24 protein-coding genes are annotated in these 21637 nt (G+C 70.6%); 6 read left to right on the forward strand and 18 right to left on the reverse strand.

What is annotated here, in order from left to right; all coding sequences use genetic code 11:
* Window positions 1-183: 183 nt before the first annotated feature.
* Window positions 184-1713 carry a GTPase HflX gene (hflX, locus tag HNO83_RS16965; protein ID WP_175338715.1) on the reverse strand — a complete coding sequence of 510 codons (1530 nt, stop codon included), beginning with the start codon at window positions 1711-1713 and terminating at the stop codon, window positions 184-186.
* A 65-nt stretch (window positions 1714-1778) separates the two neighbouring features.
* Here hflX and HNO83_RS16970 point away from each other — a divergent pair, with 65 nt between their 5' ends.
* Entirely contained in the window at window positions 1779-2390 is a 612-nt protein-coding gene (locus HNO83_RS16970) for a class I SAM-dependent methyltransferase (RefSeq protein WP_175338716.1), read from the forward strand.
* 81 nt (window positions 2391-2471) lie between these two features.
* On the opposite strand, the gene dapF is transcribed toward HNO83_RS16970, so the two are convergent.
* From dapF to dapA, 14 genes are all read right to left on the reverse strand, one after another.
* A complete protein-coding gene (gene dapF, locus HNO83_RS16975; RefSeq protein WP_175338717.1) occupies window positions 2472-3350 on the reverse strand; it encodes a diaminopimelate epimerase in 879 nt (292 codons plus the stop codon).
* 56 nt (window positions 3351-3406) lie between these two features.
* Window positions 3407-4363: a tRNA (adenosine(37)-N6)-dimethylallyltransferase MiaA gene (gene miaA / locus HNO83_RS16980; protein ID WP_175338776.1), complete on the reverse strand. Its 957-nt coding sequence runs from the start codon at window positions 4361-4363 to the stop codon at window positions 3407-3409.
* Window positions 4360-5988, reverse strand: coding sequence for a tRNA (N6-isopentenyl adenosine(37)-C2)-methylthiotransferase MiaB (gene miaB / locus HNO83_RS16985; RefSeq protein ID WP_175338718.1), 1629 nt, complete (start codon window positions 5986-5988; stop codon window positions 4360-4362). The genes miaA and miaB overlap by 4 nt, the downstream gene beginning before the upstream one ends.
* 66 nt (window positions 5989-6054) lie before the next feature.
* Window positions 6055-6282, reverse strand: coding sequence for a hypothetical protein (locus tag HNO83_RS16990; RefSeq protein ID WP_175338719.1), 228 nt, complete (start codon window positions 6280-6282; stop codon window positions 6055-6057).
* A gap of 134 nt (window positions 6283-6416) precedes the next feature.
* On the reverse strand, window positions 6417-7256 hold the full coding sequence (locus tag HNO83_RS20820) for a regulatory protein RecX (protein ID WP_349627270.1): 840 nt from the start codon (window positions 7254-7256) through the stop codon (window positions 6417-6419).
* Between the two features lie 31 nt (window positions 7257-7287).
* Window positions 7288-8361, reverse strand: a complete 1074-nt coding sequence (recA, locus tag HNO83_RS17000) for a recombinase RecA (protein WP_175338720.1) — start codon at window positions 8359-8361, stop codon at window positions 7288-7290.
* A gap of 171 nt (window positions 8362-8532) precedes the next feature.
* Window positions 8533-8757, reverse strand: a complete 225-nt coding sequence (locus HNO83_RS17005; RefSeq protein WP_175338721.1) for a DUF3046 domain-containing protein — start codon at window positions 8755-8757, stop codon at window positions 8533-8535.
* A gap of 79 nt (window positions 8758-8836) precedes the next feature.
* Window positions 8837-9148, reverse strand: a complete 312-nt coding sequence (locus HNO83_RS17010) for a helix-turn-helix domain-containing protein (RefSeq protein ID WP_175338722.1) — start codon at window positions 9146-9148, stop codon at window positions 8837-8839.
* Between the two features lie 158 nt (window positions 9149-9306).
* Window positions 9307-9813, reverse strand: coding sequence for a CinA family protein (locus HNO83_RS17015; RefSeq protein WP_175338723.1), 507 nt, complete (start codon window positions 9811-9813; stop codon window positions 9307-9309).
* Window positions 9800-10423, reverse strand: coding sequence for a CDP-diacylglycerol--glycerol-3-phosphate 3-phosphatidyltransferase (gene pgsA / locus HNO83_RS17020; RefSeq protein ID WP_175338724.1), 624 nt, complete (start codon window positions 10421-10423; stop codon window positions 9800-9802). The genes HNO83_RS17015 and pgsA overlap by 14 nt, the downstream gene beginning before the upstream one ends.
* A gap of 8 nt (window positions 10424-10431) precedes the next feature.
* Entirely contained in the window at window positions 10432-13269 is a 2838-nt protein-coding gene (locus tag HNO83_RS17025; RefSeq protein WP_175338725.1) for a DNA translocase FtsK, read from the reverse strand.
* A gap of 98 nt (window positions 13270-13367) precedes the next feature.
* Window positions 13368-13859 (reverse strand): GNAT family N-acetyltransferase, encoded by a 492-nt coding sequence (locus tag HNO83_RS17030; RefSeq protein ID WP_175338726.1) that lies wholly within the window; start codon window positions 13857-13859, stop codon window positions 13368-13370.
* Window positions 13860-13917: 58 nt separating this feature from the next.
* Window positions 13918-15594, reverse strand: coding sequence for a ribonuclease J (locus tag HNO83_RS17035; protein WP_175338727.1), 1677 nt, complete (start codon window positions 15592-15594; stop codon window positions 13918-13920).
* Between the two features lie 74 nt (window positions 15595-15668).
* Window positions 15669-16646 (reverse strand): 4-hydroxy-tetrahydrodipicolinate synthase, encoded by a 978-nt coding sequence (dapA, locus tag HNO83_RS17040; protein WP_175338728.1) that lies wholly within the window; start codon window positions 16644-16646, stop codon window positions 15669-15671.
* A gap of 103 nt (window positions 16647-16749) precedes the next feature.
* Here dapA and HNO83_RS17045 point away from each other — a divergent pair, with 103 nt between their 5' ends.
* From HNO83_RS17045 to HNO83_RS17060, 4 genes are all read left to right on the forward strand, one after another.
* A complete protein-coding gene (locus HNO83_RS17045; RefSeq protein WP_349627272.1) occupies window positions 16750-17166 on the forward strand; it encodes a TlpA family protein disulfide reductase in 417 nt (138 codons plus the stop codon).
* A complete protein-coding gene (locus HNO83_RS17050) occupies window positions 17153-17641 on the forward strand; it encodes a DUF4395 domain-containing protein (protein WP_175338730.1) in 489 nt (162 codons plus the stop codon). The genes HNO83_RS17045 and HNO83_RS17050 overlap by 14 nt, the downstream gene beginning before the upstream one ends.
* A gap of 112 nt (window positions 17642-17753) precedes the next feature.
* The gene (locus HNO83_RS17055) at window positions 17754-18179 is read left to right on the forward strand and encodes an OsmC family peroxiredoxin (RefSeq protein WP_175338731.1); all 426 of its coding nucleotides are present in this window, start codon (window positions 17754-17756) and stop codon (window positions 18177-18179) included.
* Window positions 18180-18195: 16 nt separating this feature from the next.
* On the forward strand, window positions 18196-19092 hold the full coding sequence (locus tag HNO83_RS17060) for a TIGR01777 family oxidoreductase (RefSeq protein WP_175338732.1): 897 nt from the start codon (window positions 18196-18198) through the stop codon (window positions 19090-19092).
* 24 nt (window positions 19093-19116) lie between these two features.
* On the opposite strand, the gene HNO83_RS17065 is transcribed toward HNO83_RS17060, so the two are convergent.
* Together HNO83_RS17065 and dapB are read right to left on the reverse strand one after the other, a co-directional pair.
* On the reverse strand, window positions 19117-19581 hold the full coding sequence (locus HNO83_RS17065; RefSeq protein WP_175338733.1) for a tetratricopeptide repeat protein: 465 nt from the start codon (window positions 19579-19581) through the stop codon (window positions 19117-19119).
* On the reverse strand, window positions 19578-20384 hold the full coding sequence (gene dapB, locus HNO83_RS17070) for a 4-hydroxy-tetrahydrodipicolinate reductase (RefSeq protein WP_175338734.1): 807 nt from the start codon (window positions 20382-20384) through the stop codon (window positions 19578-19580). The genes HNO83_RS17065 and dapB overlap by 4 nt, the downstream gene beginning before the upstream one ends.
* A 52-nt stretch (window positions 20385-20436) precedes the next feature.
* Between dapB and HNO83_RS17075 the strand changes: the two genes are divergently transcribed.
* Window positions 20437-20940, forward strand: coding sequence for a GNAT family N-acetyltransferase (locus HNO83_RS17075; RefSeq protein ID WP_175338735.1), 504 nt, complete (start codon window positions 20437-20439; stop codon window positions 20938-20940).
* Window positions 20941-21018: 78 nt separating this feature from the next.
* Here HNO83_RS17075 and HNO83_RS17080 read toward each other — a convergent pair whose 3' ends face one another.
* Window positions 21019-21621 carry a histidine phosphatase family protein gene (locus HNO83_RS17080; protein WP_175338736.1) on the reverse strand — a complete coding sequence of 201 codons (603 nt, stop codon included), beginning with the start codon at window positions 21619-21621 and terminating at the stop codon, window positions 21019-21021.
* Window positions 21622-21637: the final 16 nt, after the last annotated feature.

Consider the following 21637-nt stretch of genomic DNA (forward strand, 5'->3'; position numbering starts at 1 on the left):
GCCGCTCGGCTGGCGAGGGCGGGTCTCACGGGCGGGTGCCGGGCTCGGCTGTCGCACCACGGCAGCGGTCGCCCGCTGCGCTTGACGAGCAATCTAGCAACGCGAAGGGCCGGACGGAATCGGCCGTGTCATCCTTCGACACAGTCGGTTCCGTCCGGCCCTTCGTCCGGTCCGGTCCGGCGGTTACGCGGTGGCGGTCACCTCGAACGGCTCGAACGCCGCGTGGTATTCCGGCATGATGCGCGCCGTGACGCGCGTGCCCTCCTCCACGTACTCGGTCGAGAGCACCCGGCCGCGCTCGTGCAGCGCCGAGATGAGGTCGCCGCGGTCGTACGGCACCACCAGCTCCACCTCGAGCGACGGGTCCGGCAGCAGCCGCGCGATGGCCGCCAGCACCTCGTCCACGCCCTCGCCCGTGCGGGCGGAGACGAAGATGGCGCCGGGCTCGAGACCCCGCAGCACGAGGCGGTCGTCCGCGGAGATCCGGTCGGCCTTGTTGAAGACCACGATCTCCGGGATGTCGCGCGCGCCGACCTCGCCGATCACGTCGCGCACCGTCGCCAGCTGCGACGCCGGGTCGGGGTGCGAGCCGTCGACCACGTGCAGGATGACGTCGGAGTCGGCGACCTCCTCCAGGGTCGAGCGGAACGCCTCCACCAGCTGGTGCGGCAGGTTCCGGACGAAACCGACCGTGTCGGCCAGCGTGTACAGCCGGCCGTCGGCGGTCACACTGCGGCGGACCGTCGCATCCAGCGTCGCGAACAGCGCGTTCTCGACGAGCACGCCGGCCTTCGTGATGCGGTTCAGCAGGCTGGACTTGCCCGCGTTGGTGTAGCCCGCGATCGCCACGGACGGGACCGAGTTGCGGTTGCGGTTCGCCCGCTTCGCCTCCCGGGCCGGCTTGAAGCCGGCGATCTGCTTGCGCAGCCGGGCCATGCGGGTGTGGATGCGACGCCGGTCCAGCTCGATCTTCGTCTCACCGGGACCGCGCGAGCCCATACCGGCACCCGCGCCGCCCACCTGGCCACCGGCCTGGCGGGACATCGACTCGCCCCAGCCGCGGAGGCGCGGGAGCAGGTACTCGAGCTGTGCCAGCTCCACCTGCGCCTTGCCCTCACGGCTCTTGGCGTGCTGGCTGAAGATGTCGAGGATCACGGCCGTGCGGTCGATCACCTTCACCTTCACCACGTCCTCCAGCGCACGGCGCTGGCTCGGCGCCAGCTCGGTGTCGGCGATCACGGTGTCGGCGCCGAGAGCGGCCACGATTCCGGCCAGCTCCCCCGCCTTCCCTCGCCCGAGGTACGTGCTCGGGTCCGGATGCGGCCGCCGCTGCAGCAGCCCGTCGAGGACGGCGGCGCCCGCGGTCTCCGCCAGTGCCGCGAGCTCGCGCATCGAGTTCTCGGCGTCCTGCAGGGAGCCCTGCGAGTACACGCCGATCAGCACCACGTTCTCCAGCCGCAGCTGCCGGTACTCCACCTCGGTGACGTCCTGCAGCTCGGTCGAGAGACCGGACACGCGGCGCAGCGCCGCGCGCTCCTCCCGGTCGAACTGCTCGCCGTCGTGCGCGCCGCCGTCGAGGGCGTCGCTCTGCAGCGCCTGCGCGCGAGCGGAGTCTCCGAACAGCGTCACGCTGGCGCGGTTCTGCTCGGTCGCGAGCACGCGCGCGACCACGTCGTCTGCGTCGTGTTCGCGGATATCTGTCTTATCGGTCATTCAGTTCCCCTGATCCGGGTCAACCCTAGTTCGTCTTGTTCTTGTCTGTCCTGTACCGTCTGCTTATGGCCAGCGGAGATCACTACTTTTCCCCGGCGCCCGAGAGCGAGCTGAACCTGAGGCCGTTCACCGTACGCCTGGCCGGGACGACCTACGAGCTGGTGACGGCCAACGGGATCTTCAGCCCCGAGCGCGTCGATGCGGGTACGCGGGTGCTGCTGGACCATGTCCCCGCAGCTCCGCCCGGAGGTCAGCTCCTCGACCTGGGCTGCGGCTGGGGGCCGGTGGCTCTCACACTTGCTCTTGAATCCCCTCATGCGACGGTCTGGGCCGTCGACGTCAACACGCGAGCGCTGGACATCGTGCGCAGGAACGCGCAGAAGCTCGGTCTCATCAATGTAAACCCCGTGACGCCGGAGAATGTTCCCGACGACGTGCGGTTCACCACGATCTGGTCCAATCCGCCGATCCGGGTGGGCAAGAACGAGCTGCACAACATCCTGGAGCAGTGGCTGCCGCGCCTGGAGCCCGGGTCGGACGCGTGGCTGGTCGTGCAGCGCAACCTCGGCAGCGACTCGCTGCACCGGTGGATGCAGGCCACTTTCCCCGACCTCACCACGACCCGCGCCGCCACCGCCAAGGGCTACCGCGTCCTCCGCGCCCGCTCCCACGCGTAACCCCCACCGTCGAGTACACGAAGACTTCACGCCTTCCCGGCGTGTCGCGTACAGTCTTCGCGGACTCGATGGAGGGGCTGGCTAGGCGAGGTCGAGCGTGCCGGTGAAGACGAGCTCGGCGGGGCCGGAGAGGGCGACGTGCTCGCCGTCCTCGGTCGGGAACATGCGCACGCCGACCGTGCCGCCCGGGACGTCCACCCGCCACTGGTTCGGAGCGGCCGCGCCCGCCCAGTAGCGGACGGCGAGCGCCGCAGCGGCGGCGCCCGTCCCGCAAGACAGCGTCTCGCCGCTCCCCCGCTCGTGCACGCGCATCCGGATGCGGCCGACGCCGTCCTTCACGAGCGGCTCGTGCGGAACGACGAACTCGACGTTCGCGCCGTGCTCGGGCGCGGGCTCGATGTGCGGGATGTACGACAGGTCCGCCGCATCGAGCTCCGACTCGTCGGCCACCGCCACGACCACGTGCGGGTTGCCCATGTCGATGCCGAGTCCCGGCCGTGCGATCGGCAGCTCCTTCGCCCTCACCAGCGGCTCGCCGCCGTCGAGGTCCCAGCGGCCGAGGTCGACCTGGAAGCCGGTGGTGCTGCGCTGCACGTCGCGCACGCCGGAGCGGGTGCCGATGGCGAGCGTGCCGCCCTCGGGCAGCTCGGCGAGCCCGGTCTCCAGCAGGTAGCGGACGTACACGCGGATGCCGTTGCCGCACATCTCGGCGGGCGAGCCGTCGGCGTTGTAATAGTCCATGAACCAGGTGGCGCCGTCGTCCTCCGCCAGCGCGGCTTCGCCCTCCGGCAGGTGGGCGGAGCGGACCGCGCGGATGACGCCGTCTGCTCCGACGCCGAAGTGACGGTCGCAGATCCCGGCGATCTGAGCGGCGGTCAGCGGCAGGCGGCCCTCGGGGTCGGAGTAGAGCACGAAGTCGTTGCCGGTGCCCTGACCCTTGGTGAAGTGGATGGTCGCCATGCGTCCCAGCCTAGCCACCCACGGCGGGTGCGCTGCGCCGGCTGCCTGCGCCGGGCTCAGGCGGCGTCGACGACGGCCAGCGCACGCTCGACGAGGTCGGCAGCGTCGTACTCCAGCCAGTGGATGCCGGGGTAGCGCTTGAACCAGCTGACCTGGCGGCGGGCGTAGCGGCGGGTGAGCTGCTGCGTCTGCGCGATCGCCTCCTCCTGGGTGAGCTCGCCGCGCAGCTCGGCCAGCGCCTGCGCGTAGCCGATCGCCCGGCGAGCGGTCACCCCGCGGTCGATCCCCTGCGGAATGAGGGCGGACACCTCGGCGAGCAGACCGGCGGCCCACATGCGGTCGACTCGCGCGTCGAGACGCTGCACGAGCTCCTCGCGGGGAGCGGACAGCCCGATGATCGCGGTCGGCCGGTGCCACGGCTGCGGCTCGTCGGGGAGGGTTCCGCTGACCGAGGTGCCCGTGAGTTCGGCCACTTCGAGCGCGCGCACGATGCGCCGGCCGTTGCGGGACCCGATCCGCCGGGCTGCCTCGGGGTCACGTTCGGCGAGGCGCTGGAAGAGCATCCCGGGCCCGTGCTCGGCGAGTTCGGCTTCAAGGCGTGCCCTCAGCTCCGGGTCGGTTCCCGGGAACTGCAGGTCGAAGAGCACGCTGGACACGTACAGGCCCGACCCGCCGACCAGGATGGGGACGGCTCCGCGGGCCAGGATGTCGCCGATCTGCGCGCGGGCCTCCGGCTGGTAGCGCGCGACCGTGGCCTCATCGGTGACCTCGAGCACGTCGAAGAGGTGGTGCGGGATGCCGCGCCACTCGTCGGGCGAGATCTTGGCCGTGCCGATGTCCATGCCGCGGTAGAGCTGCATCGCGTCGGCGTTCACGACCTCGGCCGCGGTTCCCCGGGCGCGCAACACGTCGGCGAGGGCCAGGGAGAGGTCGGTCTTTCCGGTGCCCGTCGGTCCGACGATCGCGACGAGCGGCGGCGCTGCTGGCGCGGTGCGGGCGGCCGGGGTGCTCAGCGCTGCCCGTCCGTCGGGTCGTAGATCGGCATGGTCCCGACGCCAGGAGAAGTGAGCGGCTCGCGCGTGCGGAGGGTGGGAAGCCCGAGCGAGACGCGGCCACCGGCGTCGGCGGAGGCGCCGGTGCCGTGGGCGGGGACGGCGCAGGACTCGGCCTCGGCGCGGTCCCAGGCGTCGCCCGCGGTGGTGCGGCGGACGCGGAGCGGCGCTCCGTCGACGGCGTCGGCGATGAGGTGGTGCGGGGCCGCCTGCGTGACGGTGACGGCGACGACGTCGCCGGGCCGCGGAGTCTCAGAGCCGGCGGGCAGCTCGAAGTGGACGAGGCGGCTGTCCCGGGCGCGTCCGCTCAGGCGGCGGGTGTCGGCGTCCTTCCGGCCTTCGCCGTTGGCGACGAGGAGCTCGACCTCACGGCCGATCAGCTTCTCGTTCTCTTCGAGGGAGATCCGCTCCTGCAGTGCGATGAGGCGGTCGTAGCGATCCTGCACGACCTCCTTCGGGACCTGGTCCTCCATCGCGGCCGCGGGCGTGCCGGGGCGGATCGAGTACTGGAACGTGAACGCCGACGCGAAGCGTGCGGCCTCGACGACGCGGAGGGTCTCCTGGAAGTCCTCCTCGGTTTCGCCGGGGAAGCCGACGATGATGTCAGTGCTGATGGCCGCGTCGGGCAGCTTGGCGCGCACACGGTCGAGGATGCCGAGGAACTTCTCCGACCGGTAGGACCGCCGCATGGAGCGGAGGATGCGGTCGGAACCGGACTGCAGCGGCATGTGCAGCTGGGGCATGACGGCCGGCGTCTCCGCCATGGCGTCGATGACATCGTCGGTGAAGGCCGCCGGGTGGGGGCTCGTGAAGCGGATGCGCTCCAGTCCCTGGATCTGGCCGGCCGCGCGGAGCAGCTTGCTGAACGCCTGGCGGTCGCCGAACTCGACGCCGTAGGAGTTGACGTTCTGGCCGAGCAGCGTGACCTCGATCGCGCCGTCGTCGACGAGTGCCTGGATCTCGGCGAGGATGTCGCCCGGGCGGCGGTCCTTCTCCTTGCCGCGCAGCGACGGGACGATGCAGAACGTGCACGTGTTGTTGCAGCCGACCGAGATGGAGACCCAGCCGGAGTACGAGGAGTCGCGCTTGGTGGGGAGTGTGGACGGGAACGTCTCGAGCGCCTCGAGGATCTCGATCTCGGCGGCGTCGTTGTGGCGGGCGCGCTCCAGCAAGCTCGGGAGCGAGCCCATGTTGTGCGTGCCGAACACGACGTCGACCCACGGAGCCTTCTCGAGGATGACGTTCTTGTCCTTCTGGGCGAGGCAGCCGCCGACGGCGATCTGCATGCCCTCGTGGCGTCGCTTCACGCCGGCGAGGTGGCCGAGGTTGCCGTAGAGCTTGTTGTCGGCGTTCTCGCGCACCGCGCAGGTGTTGATCACGACGATGTCGGCCTCTTCGCCGGCGGCGGGGACGTAGCCGGCCGCCTCAAGCGAACCGCTCAAACGCTCGGAGTCGTGGACGTTCATCTGGCAGCCGAACGTACGCACCTCGTACGTGCGCGCGCGGCCGTCTGGACGGACCGCCGCGTCGGACGGCTCGATCACACTGCGCTGCTCGAGGACACTGCGCTGCTCGACGATGCTCATGATGGCGACAAGTCTACGTTTCTCTGCCGCGCCGCGACGATTCGACTCCGGATGGAGCGAGCGACGCTACGGCAGGGCGATCGCGATCAGCACGACTCCGATCAGGAAGGTGGCGATCCCCGCCAGGATCGTCCAGTCGTGGGCGTACGGGTTGAAGAAGTGCCGCAGCGCTTGCGGGGTGCTCGCCGAGAAGTTCGCTCGATCCATAGCGCGTTCACGAAGAATCACCGTCGCCGTTCCTCCCGCCATCGCGAGCGCGCCGACAACGATCACGATGACTGCACCGATGCCCATGGACGATCCCCTCCCTCGGAGCGAGGCAGAAGCGCTCGCCCACAAAGTCCCTTTGCCCAGAGAGACGACGAAGACGGTCGTGTCATGACGCAGCGAGGCGACCACAGCCTCGGACCGCAGCCCGAGACTGCAGGCTATTGGAAACGGACGCCCGACCCACCGCGGGACCTGCGCCCGGCGAAGGCCGCATCCATCGCCTGCCGGATGATGTCGGAGCCATATCCCTTGCGCGCGAGGAACCCGTGCAGCCGTCGGCGCACGGTCTCGTCGTCGTAGGTCGACAGCTGTCCGATGCGCTTCACGGCGAGTTCGGTGGCACGTTCGAGCTCATCGTCCGCCCCGATGTCGGCCAGCGCGATCTCGATCAGTTCCGGGTCGATATGACGACGCTTGAGCTCCTGCTCGATCGCCGTGCGCCCGAGACCCTTCCGGCTGTGCTGAGTGAAGGCGAGGCTCGCGGCGAGCGACGCATCGTCGACCACGCCGAGCGCCTCGAGGCGATCGAGCTCCGGCCCGAACACCTCGGGATCGATCTCGCGCTTGGTCAGCAGCTGCTCCAGCTCCCACCGCGACATTCCGCGACGCGCGAGCTGCCGGATGGCGAGCCCCGAGGTTTTGCGTGCCTGCCGAGCGGTCTCGTCGTCCGGCTCATCGACGACCGAAGACGACCCTCCGTCGCCGGGCAGCTCACCTTCTCCGCCGCTGCGACCTGTGCCGGACGATCGAGCGTTCCTCGACGCGGACGGCTCGGAACCCCAGGTGTTGTTCCAGCCGCCGTCGCTCAGCCCGACGACCGGGCGAGCGACCGCCCGGCGGGACGGATGCTCGTCACGCGCCTGCCCGTCCCCGGAAGCCGCGCGCCGGAGCGGTGTCACGGGAGCGAGCCGCTCCCCCTCCACCGCCCCGCGCGACGCGTCGTCCGTGCGGTCTCGGTTTCGGTCGCGGTCGTCCGACGACGGGAATCTCACCACCACGAGGAACTCCTCCGCGAGGCGACGGGCACGCTCACGCGCCCTTACGGGCCTGCAGCTTGTCTTCGATCGATCCGACGTTCGACGGCGCCTCGGCCACCGCGTTCGGGTCGGCGACGATACCGAGCTTGACCTTGATCTTCTGCTCGATCTCCGCCGCGATGTCGGGGTTGGCGATCAGGAAGTTGCGCGAGTTCTCCTTGCCCTGACCGAGCTGGTCGCCCTCGTACGTGTACCAGGCACCGGACTTCTTGACGATCGCGTGCTCCACGCCGAAGTCGAGCAGGCTGCCTTCGCGCGAGATGCCGACGCCGTACAGGATGTCGAACTCCGCCTGCTTGAAGGGCGGCGCCATCTTGTTCTTGACGACCTTGACGCGGGTACGGTTGCCGACCGCGTCGGTGCCGTCCTTCAGGGTCTCGATACGACGGATGTCGAGACGGACCGACGCGTAGAACTTGAGCGCCTTACCACCGGCGGTGGTCTCCGGGCTTCCGAAGAAGACGCCGACCTTCTCACGCAGCTGGTTGATGAAGATCATCGTGGTGTTGGTCTGGCTCAGCGCGCCGGTCAGCTTGCGGAGTGCCTGCGACATGAGGCGGGCCTGCAGACCGACGTGCGCGTCACCCATCTCGCCCTCGATCTCGGCACGCGGGACGAGCGCCGCGACGGAGTCGATGACGATGAGGTCGATGGAGCCGGAGCGCACCAGCATGTCGGCGATCTCGAGCGCCTGCTCACCCGTGTCGGGCTGCGACACGAGCAGCGCGTCGATATCGACGCCGAGCTTGCGGGCGTACTCGGGGTCGAGTGCGTGCTCCGCGTCGACGAAGGCAGCGATGCCGCCGGCGCGCTGGGCGTTGGCGATGGCGTGCAGGGTCAGAGTGGTCTTACCCGACGACTCCGGACCGTAGATCTCGACGATGCGGCCACGCGGGATGCCGCCGATCCCGAGCGCCACGTCGAGCGCGATGGAACCGGTCGGGACGACCTCGACGGGGGCGCGCTCGTCGCTGCCCAGTCGCATGACAGAGCCTTTGCCGAACTGGCGGTCGATCTGCGCAAGGGCGGTCTCAAGGGCCTTCTCGCGGTCTGCGGGTGATGGCATGTGCGGTTCTCCTTCGTGGCTTCGCTACGGTTCGACTCTAGGAGTGACGTCCGACACTCGAAGCGAAGGACGGCCAATCTGTGGACAACCGGTTTTCGACTGCCGCTGTGAAGAAATTCTAGCCAGTTCCGAACATATCTTCGAGAACGCGAACCCGGCGTGTCGCACTTCTCAGCGCTGGGGCGCGGGCTTTCCCGCGCCGTACCAGTGCGACGGCGGGACGCCGGTCTCCTTGCACAGCGCGATCCAGACGTCCCGCGGCGGCAGGCCGTCAGCGATCGCCTCCTTCGGCGTGCGGTTGCCGAGGTCGGGGAGGACGAGGTCGGTCATCAGGGCCTGGCCGTAGCCGGCGCCGAACTCGTCCGATACGGCGCGCTGGAACTCGCTGAGCTTCATGGGTCCCTTCTCGTGGGGGCATCGCGGGGAAAACGAAGGACGCCCCGCGCGCGGCGGGGCGTCCTCGACAGCGTGTGGATCAGCGGGCGACCAGATCGGAGTCCATCGCCTGGACGAACTCGTCCGGAATCGTGTCCGGAATGACCGGCTCGAGTCCTTCGAGCACCGCGATGCGGTCCCCGACCTCGCGCATGATGACCGAGACCGGCGTCTCCAGCGCGTCGGCGACGGAGGCGAGGATCTCGCTCGACGCCTCCTTCTGCCCGCGCTCGACCTCGCTGAGGTACCCGAGCGCGACACTGGCCTTGCTCGCCACCTGGCGGAGCGTACGACCCTTTTGCAGGCGGAAGTCCCTGAGCACGTCGCCGATTTCCTGACGTACAAGAATCATTCGGAGCCTCCCTCTCTTACCCTGCCGACGTATCGATGGGATACGAATGTATCGCATCCAATGGCTCCACGATATCGACGAGCACTGGGCTTTTCTTGTGAATGCAGCAGGTGTAACGAGACCGAAACATCCCGTATTCCCGCGGACATCCGGGAATCTCACACGGCTGTTATTTCCAGCTCCGCGGCGAGAGCGCGCACCGCCTGCGCAACCGTCGCCCGCCGGATGGCATCGCGGTCGCCGGTGAGCTCCAGCGCGACCGACCGGGTGGCCGCGGAGGACGAGATCCCGACGAAGACCGTGCCGACCGGACGGCCGCCCTGCGGGTCCGGACCTGCCACCCCGGTGGTGGCGACGCCGAGGTCGGCCGGCCGCCCGCCGACCGCCAGACGCTCCCGGACGCCGCTGGCGAGCTGTCGCGCGACCTCGGGATGGACCGGGCCCTCCGCCGCGAGCAGTGCTGCGTCCACGCCCACCAGGGTGTGCTTCAACTCGGTCGCGTATACCACCGCTCCCCCGAGCACGGTCGCGGACGCCCCGGGGACGCGGGTGAGCTCGGCGGTCAGCAGGCCACCCGTGAGCGACTCGGCGACGGCGATGGTCAGACCACGGTCGATCAGGGCGCGGATGACAGCGGCCGTCTCGTCGGCCTCAGCCGGCGGCACGCTTCGCCCTCCGCCCCTTCCAGGCCTGCCAGAGGTAGTCGATGCCGGTCCAGACCGTGAGGATCACGGCGGCGGTCATCAGGATGGTGTTCACCCAGTCGATCCAGCTCCCGAAGATCGTCCAGAGCGGCACGAGCGCGAAAGAGATCGCGACGGACTGAACGATGGTCTTGATCTTCCCGCCGCGCGAGGCGGCGATGACGCCCTGCCGGATGACGACGAACCGGTACAACGTGATCCCGATCTCGCGCGCCAGGATCACGATGGTGACCCACCAGGGCAGCTCGCCGAGGATAGACAGCGCGATGAGCGCACCGCCCGTGAGGACCTTGTCGGCGATGGGGTCGAGCAGCTTGCCGAGGTCGGTGACCAGCCCCTTGCGTCTGGCCAGGGCGCCGTCCACCCCGTCGGTGGCGATGGCGAGGATGAACAGGGCGGCGGCCGCCCAGCGCAGCCAGCCGTCGTCTCCGCCGTCGGCGAGCAGCATCCAGACGAACAGGGGGGCGAGCAGGATGCGCACCACCGTGATGGCGTTGGGCAGATTCCAGTTGCTCACCCGTGCTGGACCCCCGCCCGACGCGGCGGACGGAGGCGTGTCGGACACCGACATCGCGGTCTCTACTCCCTGCCGGTCAGCTGCCAGGCGTCCTCGTCCGAGTCGCCCTCGACATCAGGATAGCCCGCGGTCATCTCGGCGACAGGGTCGGCTCCGTAGCGGTCGGTGTCGCCGTAGCCGTCGGCGGCAGACGCGGCGCCGGCGGCCGGCATCGCGGCACTTCCGTCGGGCATGGCCGGCTGAGCGGCCGCACCCGCCGGAGCGGCCGTCGCAGCGCCCGCGGGCGGCTCCTCGCCGCGGAGCCGTGCGATCACCTGGGGCAGCTGCTCCGCGGTGACGAGCACATCACGAGCCTTCGAGCCCTCCGAGGGGCCGACGATCTCGCGCGACTCCAGCAGGTCCATCAGACGGCCGGCCTTGGCGAACCCGACGCGCAGCTTGCGCTGCAGCATCGAGGTGGACCCGAACTGCGACGACACCACCAGCTCCGCGGCGGCGAGCAGCAGCTCGAGGTCGTCCCCGATGTCGGAGTCGATCTGCTTCTTCTCGGCGCCCGCCGTGACATCCTGCCGGTATTCGGGACGGGCCTGCCGCGTGACGTGGTCGACGACCTTCTGGATCTCGTCCTCGTTCACCCAGGCGCCCTGCACCCGCAGCGCCTTCGAGGCGCCCATGGGCAGGAACAGGCCGTCGCCCTGACCGATCAGCTTGTCCGCGCCGGGCTGGTCCAGGATGACGCGGGAGTCGGTGACGCTGGTCACCGCGAACGCGAGGCGGGACGGCACGTTCGCCTTGATCAGGCCGGTCACCACGTCGACGGACGGACGCTGCGTCGCCAGCACCAGGTGGATGCCGGAGGCGCGGGCGAGCTGAGTGATGCGGACGATGGAGTCCTCCACGTCGCGCGGCGCGACCATCATTAGGTCGGCCAGCTCGTCGACGACGACGAGCAGGTACGGGTACGGCTTGAGCTTGCGCTCACTGCCCGCCGGCAGCACGATCTCGTCGTTGATCACCGCGCGGTTGAAGTCGTCGATGTGCCGGAACCCGAAACTCGCCAGGTCGTCGTACCGCATGTCCATCTCTTTCACGACCCACTGCAAAGCCTCCGCGGCCTTCTTCGGGCTCGTGATGATGGGCGTGATCAGGTGGGGCACCCCGCCGTAGATGGTGAGCTCGACGCGCTTCGGGTCGATGAGCACCATGCGCACTTCGGACGGCTTGGCCCGCATCAGCAGGCTGGTGATCATCGAGTTCACGAAGCTCGACTTGCCCGAGCCGGTCGAGCCGGCGACGAGGAGGTGGGGCATCTTGGCGAGGTTGGCGACGACGTAGCCGCCGCCGACGTCCTTGCCGACGCCGATCGTCATCGGGTGGGTGCTCTTGGCGGCGGCGGGCGACCGCAGCACGTCGCCGAGCGACACGATCTCCCGGTCGGTGTTGGGGATCTCGACGCCGATCGCGCTCTTCCCCGGGATCGGCGACAGGATGCGGACCTCGTTGCTCGCGACCGCGTACGACAGGTTCTTGCTGAGCGCCGTGACGCGCTCCACCTTGACCCCCGGGCCGAGCTCGATCTCGTATTGCGTCACCGTCGGGCCGCGGGAGTACCCGGTCACCTTCGCGTCGACGCCGAACTGCGTCAGCACCTCGGTGATGGCAGCGACGATCTCGTCGTTGGCGCCGGAGCGGACCTTCGCTGGCGTCCCGGCCGACAGCATCGACGCCGAGGGGAGGTGGTAGGGCATCACCGGCTGCGGAAGCGCGGGCGCCGCCGCGGCATCTTCGTCGAAGTCGTCGGCTCCCGCCTGGAAGCCGGGCAGCACCGCCGGCGCGCCCGGTGCCGGCATCGGCGCCGCGGCGGTCGGCGGCTGTTCGCCCGTGAATCGCTGCAGCGCGTCTTCGGCGTGCGCGAGCTCGCTCAGCACCTCGGTGCCGTAGTGGTCGCTGGCCGGGTCGGGCTCGAGCGGGCTGGCGAACTCGCCCTTGCCGCGCTGGGCGCCGCCGAAGACCTCGGTGAGCCCGTCCGCGGCCTCGTCGAACTCGGGATCCTCCTCGCGCTGGGACTTGTTGCGGCGCCACCAGGGCAGGTTCGCCTCGGGCTCCGGCTCATCGTCGACGCCATCGAGCTCGACCTGCTTGGTGCGCGCCTCCTTCGCCTCCTGGCGCTCCTCCTCGGTCGGCAGCTGCGCGCCGAACAGGTAGGCGTAGAGCTCGCGGATACGGGCGGGGAGCTTGTTGGGCGGCGTCTTGGTGATGATGAACAGGCTGAGGACGAGCAGCAGCACGATGACGGCACCGGCGCCGTACGGGGTGATGACGAACGACAGCGGGGCCGCGATCAGCCAGCCGAGCACGCCGCCCGCCTGGGCGAGAGCCGCCGTGCCGTCGCTGGGCGACGGGTGCGGGCTGAACAGGTGGCACAGCCCGGCGACCATCAGCAGGAGCAGCCCGAGACCGATCCCGATCCGGGTGTTGTCGTGCACGGAGCTGGGATGACGGAACAGCCAGGCCGCGAACAGCACCATGACGATGGGGAGCGCGAAGGCCACCCGGCCGACGAGCAGCCCGAAGGTCCAGGAGTCGAGCATGCGCGCAACCTGGTCGTTGATCAGGAACCACTCGACGACGGCCCCGGCGACGGCGAGCAGCACGAGGAAGAACGGGAAGCCGTCGCGCCGCTCCTCTTTGCTGAGCTTCTCGGGCCCGAGGGCGCGGAAGGCGGCACCGGTGAGATGGGCGAGCCCCATCCAGGCGCGGATCAGCGGACTGGGCCCCGCGTCGGCGGCCGGATAGGCGACCGTCTTCTGCTGGGCGGTCTTCGATGCCGGCTTGCGCGCGGTCGACCCGCCGCGGCCGGAGTTCCGGGCGCGGGAATTCGACTTGGTGCTCGTGGCCATGAGGTAAACGGTACGTCGTACCCCCGGGATCCGGCGGTCACCGCGCCTGGATTGTGGAAAATCCGGAACGCCGCCGGGATGTGGACGAAGCCCCGCATTCAGCGGACGGTACGCACCATCGTGTCGGCCGTCCCCGACGTCGCGACGGTCACATAGCCCTCGCTGACGTAGAGTCGCTGGGCGAAGTTCGCACGCTGGACGCTGAGGCTGAGCCGCGCGAACCCCCGCGCCGCCGCCTCCCGGGCGATCTCCCGGAGGAGTGCCCGCCCGGCCCCCTGCGCGCGCCACTGCGGATAGACGCCGAGCGTCAGCTCGGGCACGCCGGGCGCGACGAACCCGTACCCCGGGGCGTTCGCCGGAAAGAGCCGGGCCCAGCAGGCGCCCACCGCCACTCCGCGCGCGTCCTCGGCCACGCACCCGAAGTCGCCAGGACGCTGCCAGCCGGCGACATAGTGCCGCACGGCCGGGTCCTCCAGCACGGTGACGCGGGAGCGGGCGCGCGCCGGATCCCAATTGGCCGCCTCGACGAGCATGTCGGAGAGCACGCGCGCATCCTCACCCGTGGCGGGCCGGATGCGGAACGCGTTCATGGGGGAACGCTACCCGCCGCGATGTTTCGGGCAGGTTACGATCCCCCGGAGACCCGGGTCAGGCCTCGATCACCAGCGGAACGATCATCGGCCGGCGGCGGTAGCTGGTGTTGACCCAGCGGCCGACCGTGCGGCGCACCACCTGCGACAGAGCGTGCGAGTCGCGGACGCCGTTGTGCGCCGCCTCCGCGAGCGCGGCGGCGATCTTCGGCTTGACGTCGTCGAACACCGCGTCGTCCTCCGCGAAGCCGCGCGCGTGCACCTCCGGGCCGGTGACGATCCGGCCGGTCGCCGCCTCGACCACCACGATGATGGAGATGAAGCCCTCTTCGCCGAGGATGCGGCGGTCCTTCAGGTCGGCGTCGGTGATCTCGCCGACGCTGGAGCCGTCGACGTAGACGAAGCCGAGGTCGAGCTGGCCGACGATCCGGGCGACGCCGTCGCGCAGGTCGACGACCGAGCCGTCCTCCGCGAGGATCGTGTTCCGCTCCGGCACGCCGGTGTCCATCGCCAGCCGCGCGTTGGCGACGAGGTGACGGTACTCGCCGTGCACCGGCATGACGTTCTTCGGCTTCAGGATGTTGTAGCAGTAGAGCAGCTCGCCCGCCGCCGCGTGGCCCGAGACGTGCACCTTCGCGTTGCCCTTGTGCACGACGTTGGCGCCGAGCTTGGTCAGCCCGTCGATGACCCGGTAGACCGCGTTCTCGTTGCCCGGGATGAGGCTGGACGCGAGGATCACGGTGTCGCCGTGCCCGACCTCGATCTGGTGGTCGAGGTTGGCCATGCGCGCCAGGACCGCCATCGGCTCGCCCTGCGAACCGGTCGACATGTAGACGATCTCGTCGTCGGGGAGGTCGGCGGCCTTCTTGTAGTCGATGAGCACGCCCTCGGGCACCTTGAGGTAGCCGAGCTCGGCGGCGATGGTCATATTGCGGACCATCGAGCGGCCGAGCAGGGCGACCCGACGGCCGTTGGCGGCTGCGGCGTCGAGCACCTGCTGGACGCGGTGGACGTGGCTGGAGAAGCTCGCGACGATGACGCGCCGGGGCGCTCGGGCGATCACGGCGTCGAGCACGGGCCCGATCGACCGCTCCAGTGGCGTGAAACCGGGGACGTCGGCGTTCGTCGAGTCGGCGAGGAACAGGTCGACGCCCTTCTCGCCGAGCCGCGCGAACGCGCGCAGGTCGGTGATCCGGTCGTCGAGCGGCAGCTGGTCCATCTTGAAGTCGCCCGTGTGCAGGACGACGCCCGCCGGGGTCGTGATCGCGACGGCCAGCGCATCCGGGATGGAGTGGTTGACCGCGACGAACTCGAGCGAGAACGGTCCGAGCTGCTCGACCTGCCCCTCCTTCACCGTCAGCGAGTAGGGCTGGATGCGGTGCTCCTTGAGCTTCGCCTCGACCAGCGCAAGGGTCAGCCCCGAGCCGATGAGCGGGATGTCCTTGCGCAGCTTGAGCAGGTAGGGGACGGCTCCGATGTGGTCCTCGTGCCCGTGCGTGAGCACGACGCCCACCACGTCGTCGAGCCGGTCGCGGACCGGGGCGAAGTCGGGCAGGATCAGGTCGACTCCCGGCTGGTCCTGCTCGGGGAAGAGCACGCCGCAGTCGACGATGAGGAGCTTGCCCTCGTACTCGAAGACGGTCATGTTGCGGCCGATCTCCCCGAGACCGCCGGTGGGGATGATGCGGAGTGTTCCTGGTGCGAGCGCGGGTGGCTCGACGATGTCGTTGGGCATATGCCCTCCTCGTTCTGTCTTTCCGTGTGCGGGGCGTCACGCGCCCGCGATGTCGTCGGCCGCCTCTGCGGCCGTCAGCGTGTGGTCCCGGCGATCTTCGGGAGCGCACCGCCCGCGGCCGCATTGCGGTCGGGGCGGAAGTTCGAGAAGTCGACGCCGGGGATGTTCTTGACCAGGTCGAGCTCGTCCTCGATCTGGGCGGCCTCCCACTCCTCCGGACCGACGAGCGGCAGGCGCACGCGCGGGCTGGAGATGCGGCCGAGGCCGTGAAGGATGTACTTGGCGGCGACCGTGCCGGGCACGTGGGTCATCACCGCGCGCACCAGCGGCTCCAGCTTCATGTGCGCCGCCGTCGCGGTGGCGAGATCGCCCGCGTTGACCGCGTCGACGATCTGCCGGTAGGGCGTCGGGGCGATGTTCGCCGTGACGCCGATCAGCCCGCTCGCCCCGATCGAGAGGTGCGGGAGCACGTTGGCGTCGTCGCCGGAGAAGTAGAGCAGGTCGGTCTGGTTGAGTACCCGGCTCACCTCGCTGAAGTCGCCCTTGGCGTCCTTGATGGCGAGGACATTGGGGTGCTTGGCGATGCGCAGGATGGTCTCGTACTTGATCGGGACGCCGGTGCGGCCCGGGATGTCGTACAGGATCACCGGCAGATCGGTGGAGTCGGCGATCATGCGGAAGTGCGTCAGGATGCCGGCCTGGGTCGGCTTGTTGTAGTACGGCGTGACGACCATGACGCCGTCGGCGCCGGCCTTCTCGCTCTGCTGGTAGAGCTGGATGGCGTGCGCCGTCTCGTTCGACCCGCCGCCGGTGATGATCTTGGCCCGGCCGGCCGCCACCGACTTGCCGACCTCGACCAGCCGCAGCTTCTCCGCGTCGGTCAGCGTCGACGTCTCGCCGGTGGTGCCGGTGACGACGATGCCGTCGGCGCCCGCCTGGATGACGTCGTCGATGTGCTTCTCGACGCCCGCCCAGTCCACTTCGCCATCGGCGGTGAACGGGGTGACCAGGGCGACGAGCACCTGGCCGAACGGGTTCGTGGAAGCAGCCATGGCACAAGGCTATCGGGTCGCCGTCACGCGACGACACATTCGGTGCGCTGTGGACAACTCGGGGCTAGCGTCCCATCCTGTGAACGGATTAGCGGCAGTCGGGGTGCTCGTAGGACTCGTCGCCGTCGCCACGGCGGCCGGTCTGATCTGGCGCGCGACGACCGGCCGGGCGCGGGAGGTGCGCCGCACGGAGGTCGTCCAGGCGGCCGAGGTCGGGGTCGAGCCGTTCGGCGGCCGGGCCACGCTGCTGCAGTTCTCGACCGCGTTCTGCGCACCCTGCCGCTCGACGGCGCGGGTGCTCGACGGGGTGGCGGACGACCTCGACGGGGTGCGGCACGTGGAGGTCGACCTCACGCACCGCCCGGAGCTCGCCGACCGCTTCCACATCCTCCAGACGCCGACGACCCTCGTGCTGGACGGCTCCGGCGCCGTCCGCGCCCGCATCGGCGGCGCGGCACGATCCGACGACGTCCGGACCACCCTCCACCGCATCCTCGGGAGCGATCATGTCTCAGCCTGACTCCACCACGTCCGCCCGTCCCGCCGCCGCGGGCATCGACCCGCGGTCGCCGCGCTTCGGCGCCGGCATCACGGCGGTCCTCCTCCTCATCGACCTCTTCCTCTCGCTGGTGGGGGCCACGACCGCAGCGACCGTGCTGCTGCTCGTGATCGCGCTGCTGTTCGCCTGGGGCGCGTTCGCGGGCATCCGCCGGCACCCGTACGGCGCCTTGTACCGCTCCCTCCTCCGGCCGCGCCTCGCTCCCCCGGCCGAGCTGGAGGACCCGGCGCCCCCGACGTTCGCGCAGGGGGTCGGCCTGTTCGTCACCGGCGTCGGACTCGTGCTCTTCGTGCTGGGCGTGCCGCTCGCGCTGCCGATCGCCGCGGCGCTGTCATTCGTCGCGGCGTTCCTGAACTCGGTGTTCGGATACTGCCTCGGCTGCCAGCTGTACCTCCTGCTCGTCCGCGCCCGCCTGATCCGCCGGCCCGCGGCCTGAGCGAGCCGCCCGAGCCGGGAATCCGCCCAGGACGGATGACGGCGTCGGCGGCCCTCAGTAGTGTTGGTCGGGCCCGCCGCACACGGCGACGGGCGCTCGGCGAGGAGGTCCCATGGCAGTCACCAGCGAATCCACCACCGTCTGGAACGGCGATCTGAAGAGCGGAGCGGGCACCGTCACGCTCGACTCGTCGAAGGCGGCGGAGCTGTCGGTGAACTGGAAGGCGCGCTCCGAAGGCGGCGCCGAGGTCACGACCCCGGAGGAGCTGCTCGGCGCCGCACACGCGGCCTGCTTCTCGATGGCGTTCTCGAACACGCTCGCGCAGTTCGGCACCGCCCCGGAGACCATCCGCACGACCGCTGCGGTCACCTTCGACCCGGCGCAGGGCATCACCGGCAGCCACCTCCGCGTGACGGCGACCGTGCCCGGGCTGTCCGAGGAGGACTTCGAGCGCCTGGCCGAGGAGGCCAAGCGCACGTGCCCGGTGTCGCGAGCGCTGGTCGGCATCCCGATCACGCTCGAGGCCGTCCTCGGCTGAGGGGCGCGGACCACTGATGCGGGTGCTGCTCGCCGGCTCGTCCGGCATGATCGGTGGGGAGCTCCGCGCCCAGCTCGCCGCTGCGGGCCACGAGGTGCGGCGGCTGGTGCGGCGCGAACCGTCGGCGCCCGACGAGTTCCTCTGGGATCCGGCGGAGCGCTCCGTCGACATCGCCCTGTTCGAGTGGGCCGACGGGGTCGTGAACCTCTCCGGGTCATCGCTGCAGCGGCTGCCGTGGACGCGTGCGACCAAGCGCCGCATCCTGTCGTCGCGGCTGCAGGCCACCGCCACCCTGACCGACGGGATGCGCCGGGCCGACGAGCCGCCGGCGGTCTTCGTGAGCGGGTCGGCCGTGGGCTACTACGGCGACCGGCCCGGCGAGGAGCTGACGGAAGCGTCGGCCAAGGGCGACGGCTTCCTCGCCGACGTGGTCGACGCGTGGGAGGCCGCGGCGCGGCTCGCCCCGGAGGCGACGCGAGTGGCCCTCGCGCGCACCGGCGTGGTGATCGGCCGCGGAGGCGCACTGAAGCCGCTGCTCCCGATCGCCAAGGCGGGCCTGGGCGGACCGCTCGGGTCGGGACGGCAGCACTGGCCGTGGGTGAGCCTGCACGACGAGGCGGCTGCGCTCGTCCACCTGCTCGGCTCCGGGTTGGAGGGCCCGGTGAACATCGCCGGGCCCACCCCGGCCACCACGGGCGAGGTCGTGAAGGCCCTGGCGCAGGCGGTCCGCCGGCCGTACGGGTTCCCCGTCCCTGCGTTCGCGCTGCGGCTGGCCCTGCAGGACGCCGCGCAGGAGCTGCTGCTCGCCGACCAGCGGGTGGTGCCGCGGAAGCTCCTCGACGACGGGTTCGTGTTCCGCGACCCGACGGTGCAGGATGCGATGGACCGCCTCGTGGAGGTGCGCGCCGCCTGAGCCGGGCGCAGCGGCCCGACGGCGTCAGTTCGCCGGGCGGGCGCCCTTCGTCTCCGCGCGCTCCAGGCGGATGGCCTGGCGCAGCGCCTCCCGTGCCCGGCGTCGGTCGCCCGAGGCGTCGTACGCGAGCCCCAGCCGGAACCAGGCGCGCCAGCTCTCCGGGGAGGCCTCGACTTCGGCCCGGTACTGCGGGAACTGCTCGTCCGCCGCCTCCCGGAACGGCCGGCCGCTGGCGCGCGTCGGCAGGTCCTCCACCGGCAGGTTGCCCTCGGCCTCCAGCTGCCGGACGAGACGCTCGGTGCGCGCGCCGAACAGCAGTTCCCGGCCGATGGCCCAGGCGGCGATGAACGGCAGCACCAGCAGCGCGACGCCCATGGCGATCGCGATACCTTCGCCGGTCGCGATCAGCATGACCGCACGCTGCGTGACGAGCACGAGGTAGACGAGCAGGAGGACCGCCATCAGGATGGCGGCGAGACGGTTCCTCATCGCGTCGGGTCGGTGCCGTCGTCACCGGCGTCGCGCACGGTCGGGCGCGGCGGCTCGCCGCTCGGCTCGGCGATCCCGAGGTCGATCAGCTTGTCGAGACCGACGGTCACCCCGGTCGCGGACGCGGCGGCACGCACGGCGAGCAGGATGCCGGCCTCGTACGCCTCCGACCCGACTGTGTCGTGGCGGATCGTGAGCTGCTCCCCCGCCCCGCCGAAGATCACCTGCTGCTGCGCGACGACCCCGCGCATCCGGAGGCTGTGGATGGGGACGCTGGCGACCTGCTGGCCGCGGGCGCGCTGGTCGGAGTGCGGCGCCTCGACCGGACCCTTCGCCGCCCGCGCGGCCCCGATAAGCTCGGCGGTGCGGACCGCCGTGCCCGACGGCGAGTCGATCTTGCCAGTGCCGTGCGCCTCCAGGATCTCGATCGAGTCGAAGAAGCGCGCCGCGACCGTCGCGAAGGCGGTGCCGAGAGCCGACCCGAGCGAGAAGTTCGGGATGACGACCGCTCCTCGGCCCTCCTGCTGCGCCACCCGGCGCTCCAGGTCGAGGATGCGGTCGGCCGACCAACCCGAGGTGCCGACCAGCACGTTGAGGCCGTGGTCGACGGCGAACGCGACGATCCCGGGGCTCACCTGCGGCAGCGTCATGTCGACGAGCACGTCCGCGCCGAGCATGTCCTCCAGCGGCGAGCGCGAGTCCAGTGCGGCCACCAGCTCCAGGTCGTCGGCCTGCTCGATCAGGCGCACGGCGACGCCTCCCAGTTTTCCGGTCGCCCCGGCGACGGCCACGCGAATGCTCACCCGGACAGCCTACCTGCGCCTCCGGAGAGCCCCGCCGGACTACCCTGGGTCGATGGTGTCTTTCGCAGACGTCGCCGTCACCGACGCGACCGCCCACCGCATGCTGTCCGACTACTTCGCCGAGCGCGCCGCGACCTTCCCGACGATCCAGGGCGCGTATCGCACGGCGTTCCCGGACCCCGGGCAGTTCGTGCCGCCGAAGGGCGTATTCCTGCTGGCGTACGACGAGGGGCTGGAGGCCGGCTGCGGCGGCATCCGCGAGCTGCCGGTCCCGCTGTCGGAGACGGAGGACGGGACGCCGGTCGTGCGCTACGAGATCAAGCATCTGTGGGTGCCGCCGGCGCGGCGCGGCGGCGGTTTCGGGCGGGCCATCCTCGCCGAGCTCGAGCACCGCGCCCGCGGCTTCGGCGCCACCGAGCTGGTGCTCGACACCAACGCGAGCCTGGAGGCCGCCGGCGCCCTCTACCGTTCGCACGGCTACGAGCCCATCCAGCCCTACAACGACAACCCGAACGCGACCGACTGGTTCCGCAAGCCGCTCACGCCCCTCCCCTAGCCGACAGCTCCTGAGTTCTTCGAGCGAATCGCGGCGGAGCGGTCGAAGAACTCAGGAGCTGTCGGCGAGGGAGGTGGGCTAGACGGGCTGCAGCTCGGGGAGGCCGGTGCGCAGCTCGACGGGCAGGTGCCCGAGGTCGTTGTGCACGACCAGCACCGGCGGCTTCGCCGAGCGCACCCGGATGATCGTGAGACCGCAGTTGGCCTGGTTCAGCCCGAGCCAGCGCCAGGCAGGCGCGTCGAAGACGTGGCGGACGAACCAGCCGATGACGAAGTTGTGGGTCACCAGGAGGTCGTGCCGGTCTCCCATCGCCGGAGTCAGGAACTCGTGGACCGCGTCCTCCATCTGCGCGCGTCCCGCCTCGATCTCCGCTTCGGTCACCGGGCCGAAGAACGACTCGAACGCCTTCGGCATGTCCGGCGTCGGCCCCGAGGGGATGCAGTCGAACAGCAGGCTCGACGGCTGCGGGTCGAGCGCGGGCATGCGTTCGGCCATGATCGCCGCCGTCTCGGCCGCGCGGTTGAGCGGCGAGTGGTACATCGAGGTGAACGGGATGCCGCTCAGCCGCTCGGCGATGAGCTGCGCCTGCCGCTTGCCGCGCGGGGAGAGCGGGCCGTCGGGGAGACCGTGCTCGGCATCCTGCTGCTCGCCGTGGCGCACGAGGTAGAGGTAATGGGGCACGAGGTGGACCTTTCGG

It is taken from the genome of Leifsonia sp. C5G2 (assembly GCF_013359685.1).
In the GTDB taxonomy this organism is placed as follows: domain Bacteria; phylum Actinomycetota; class Actinomycetes; order Actinomycetales; family Microbacteriaceae; genus Leifsonia.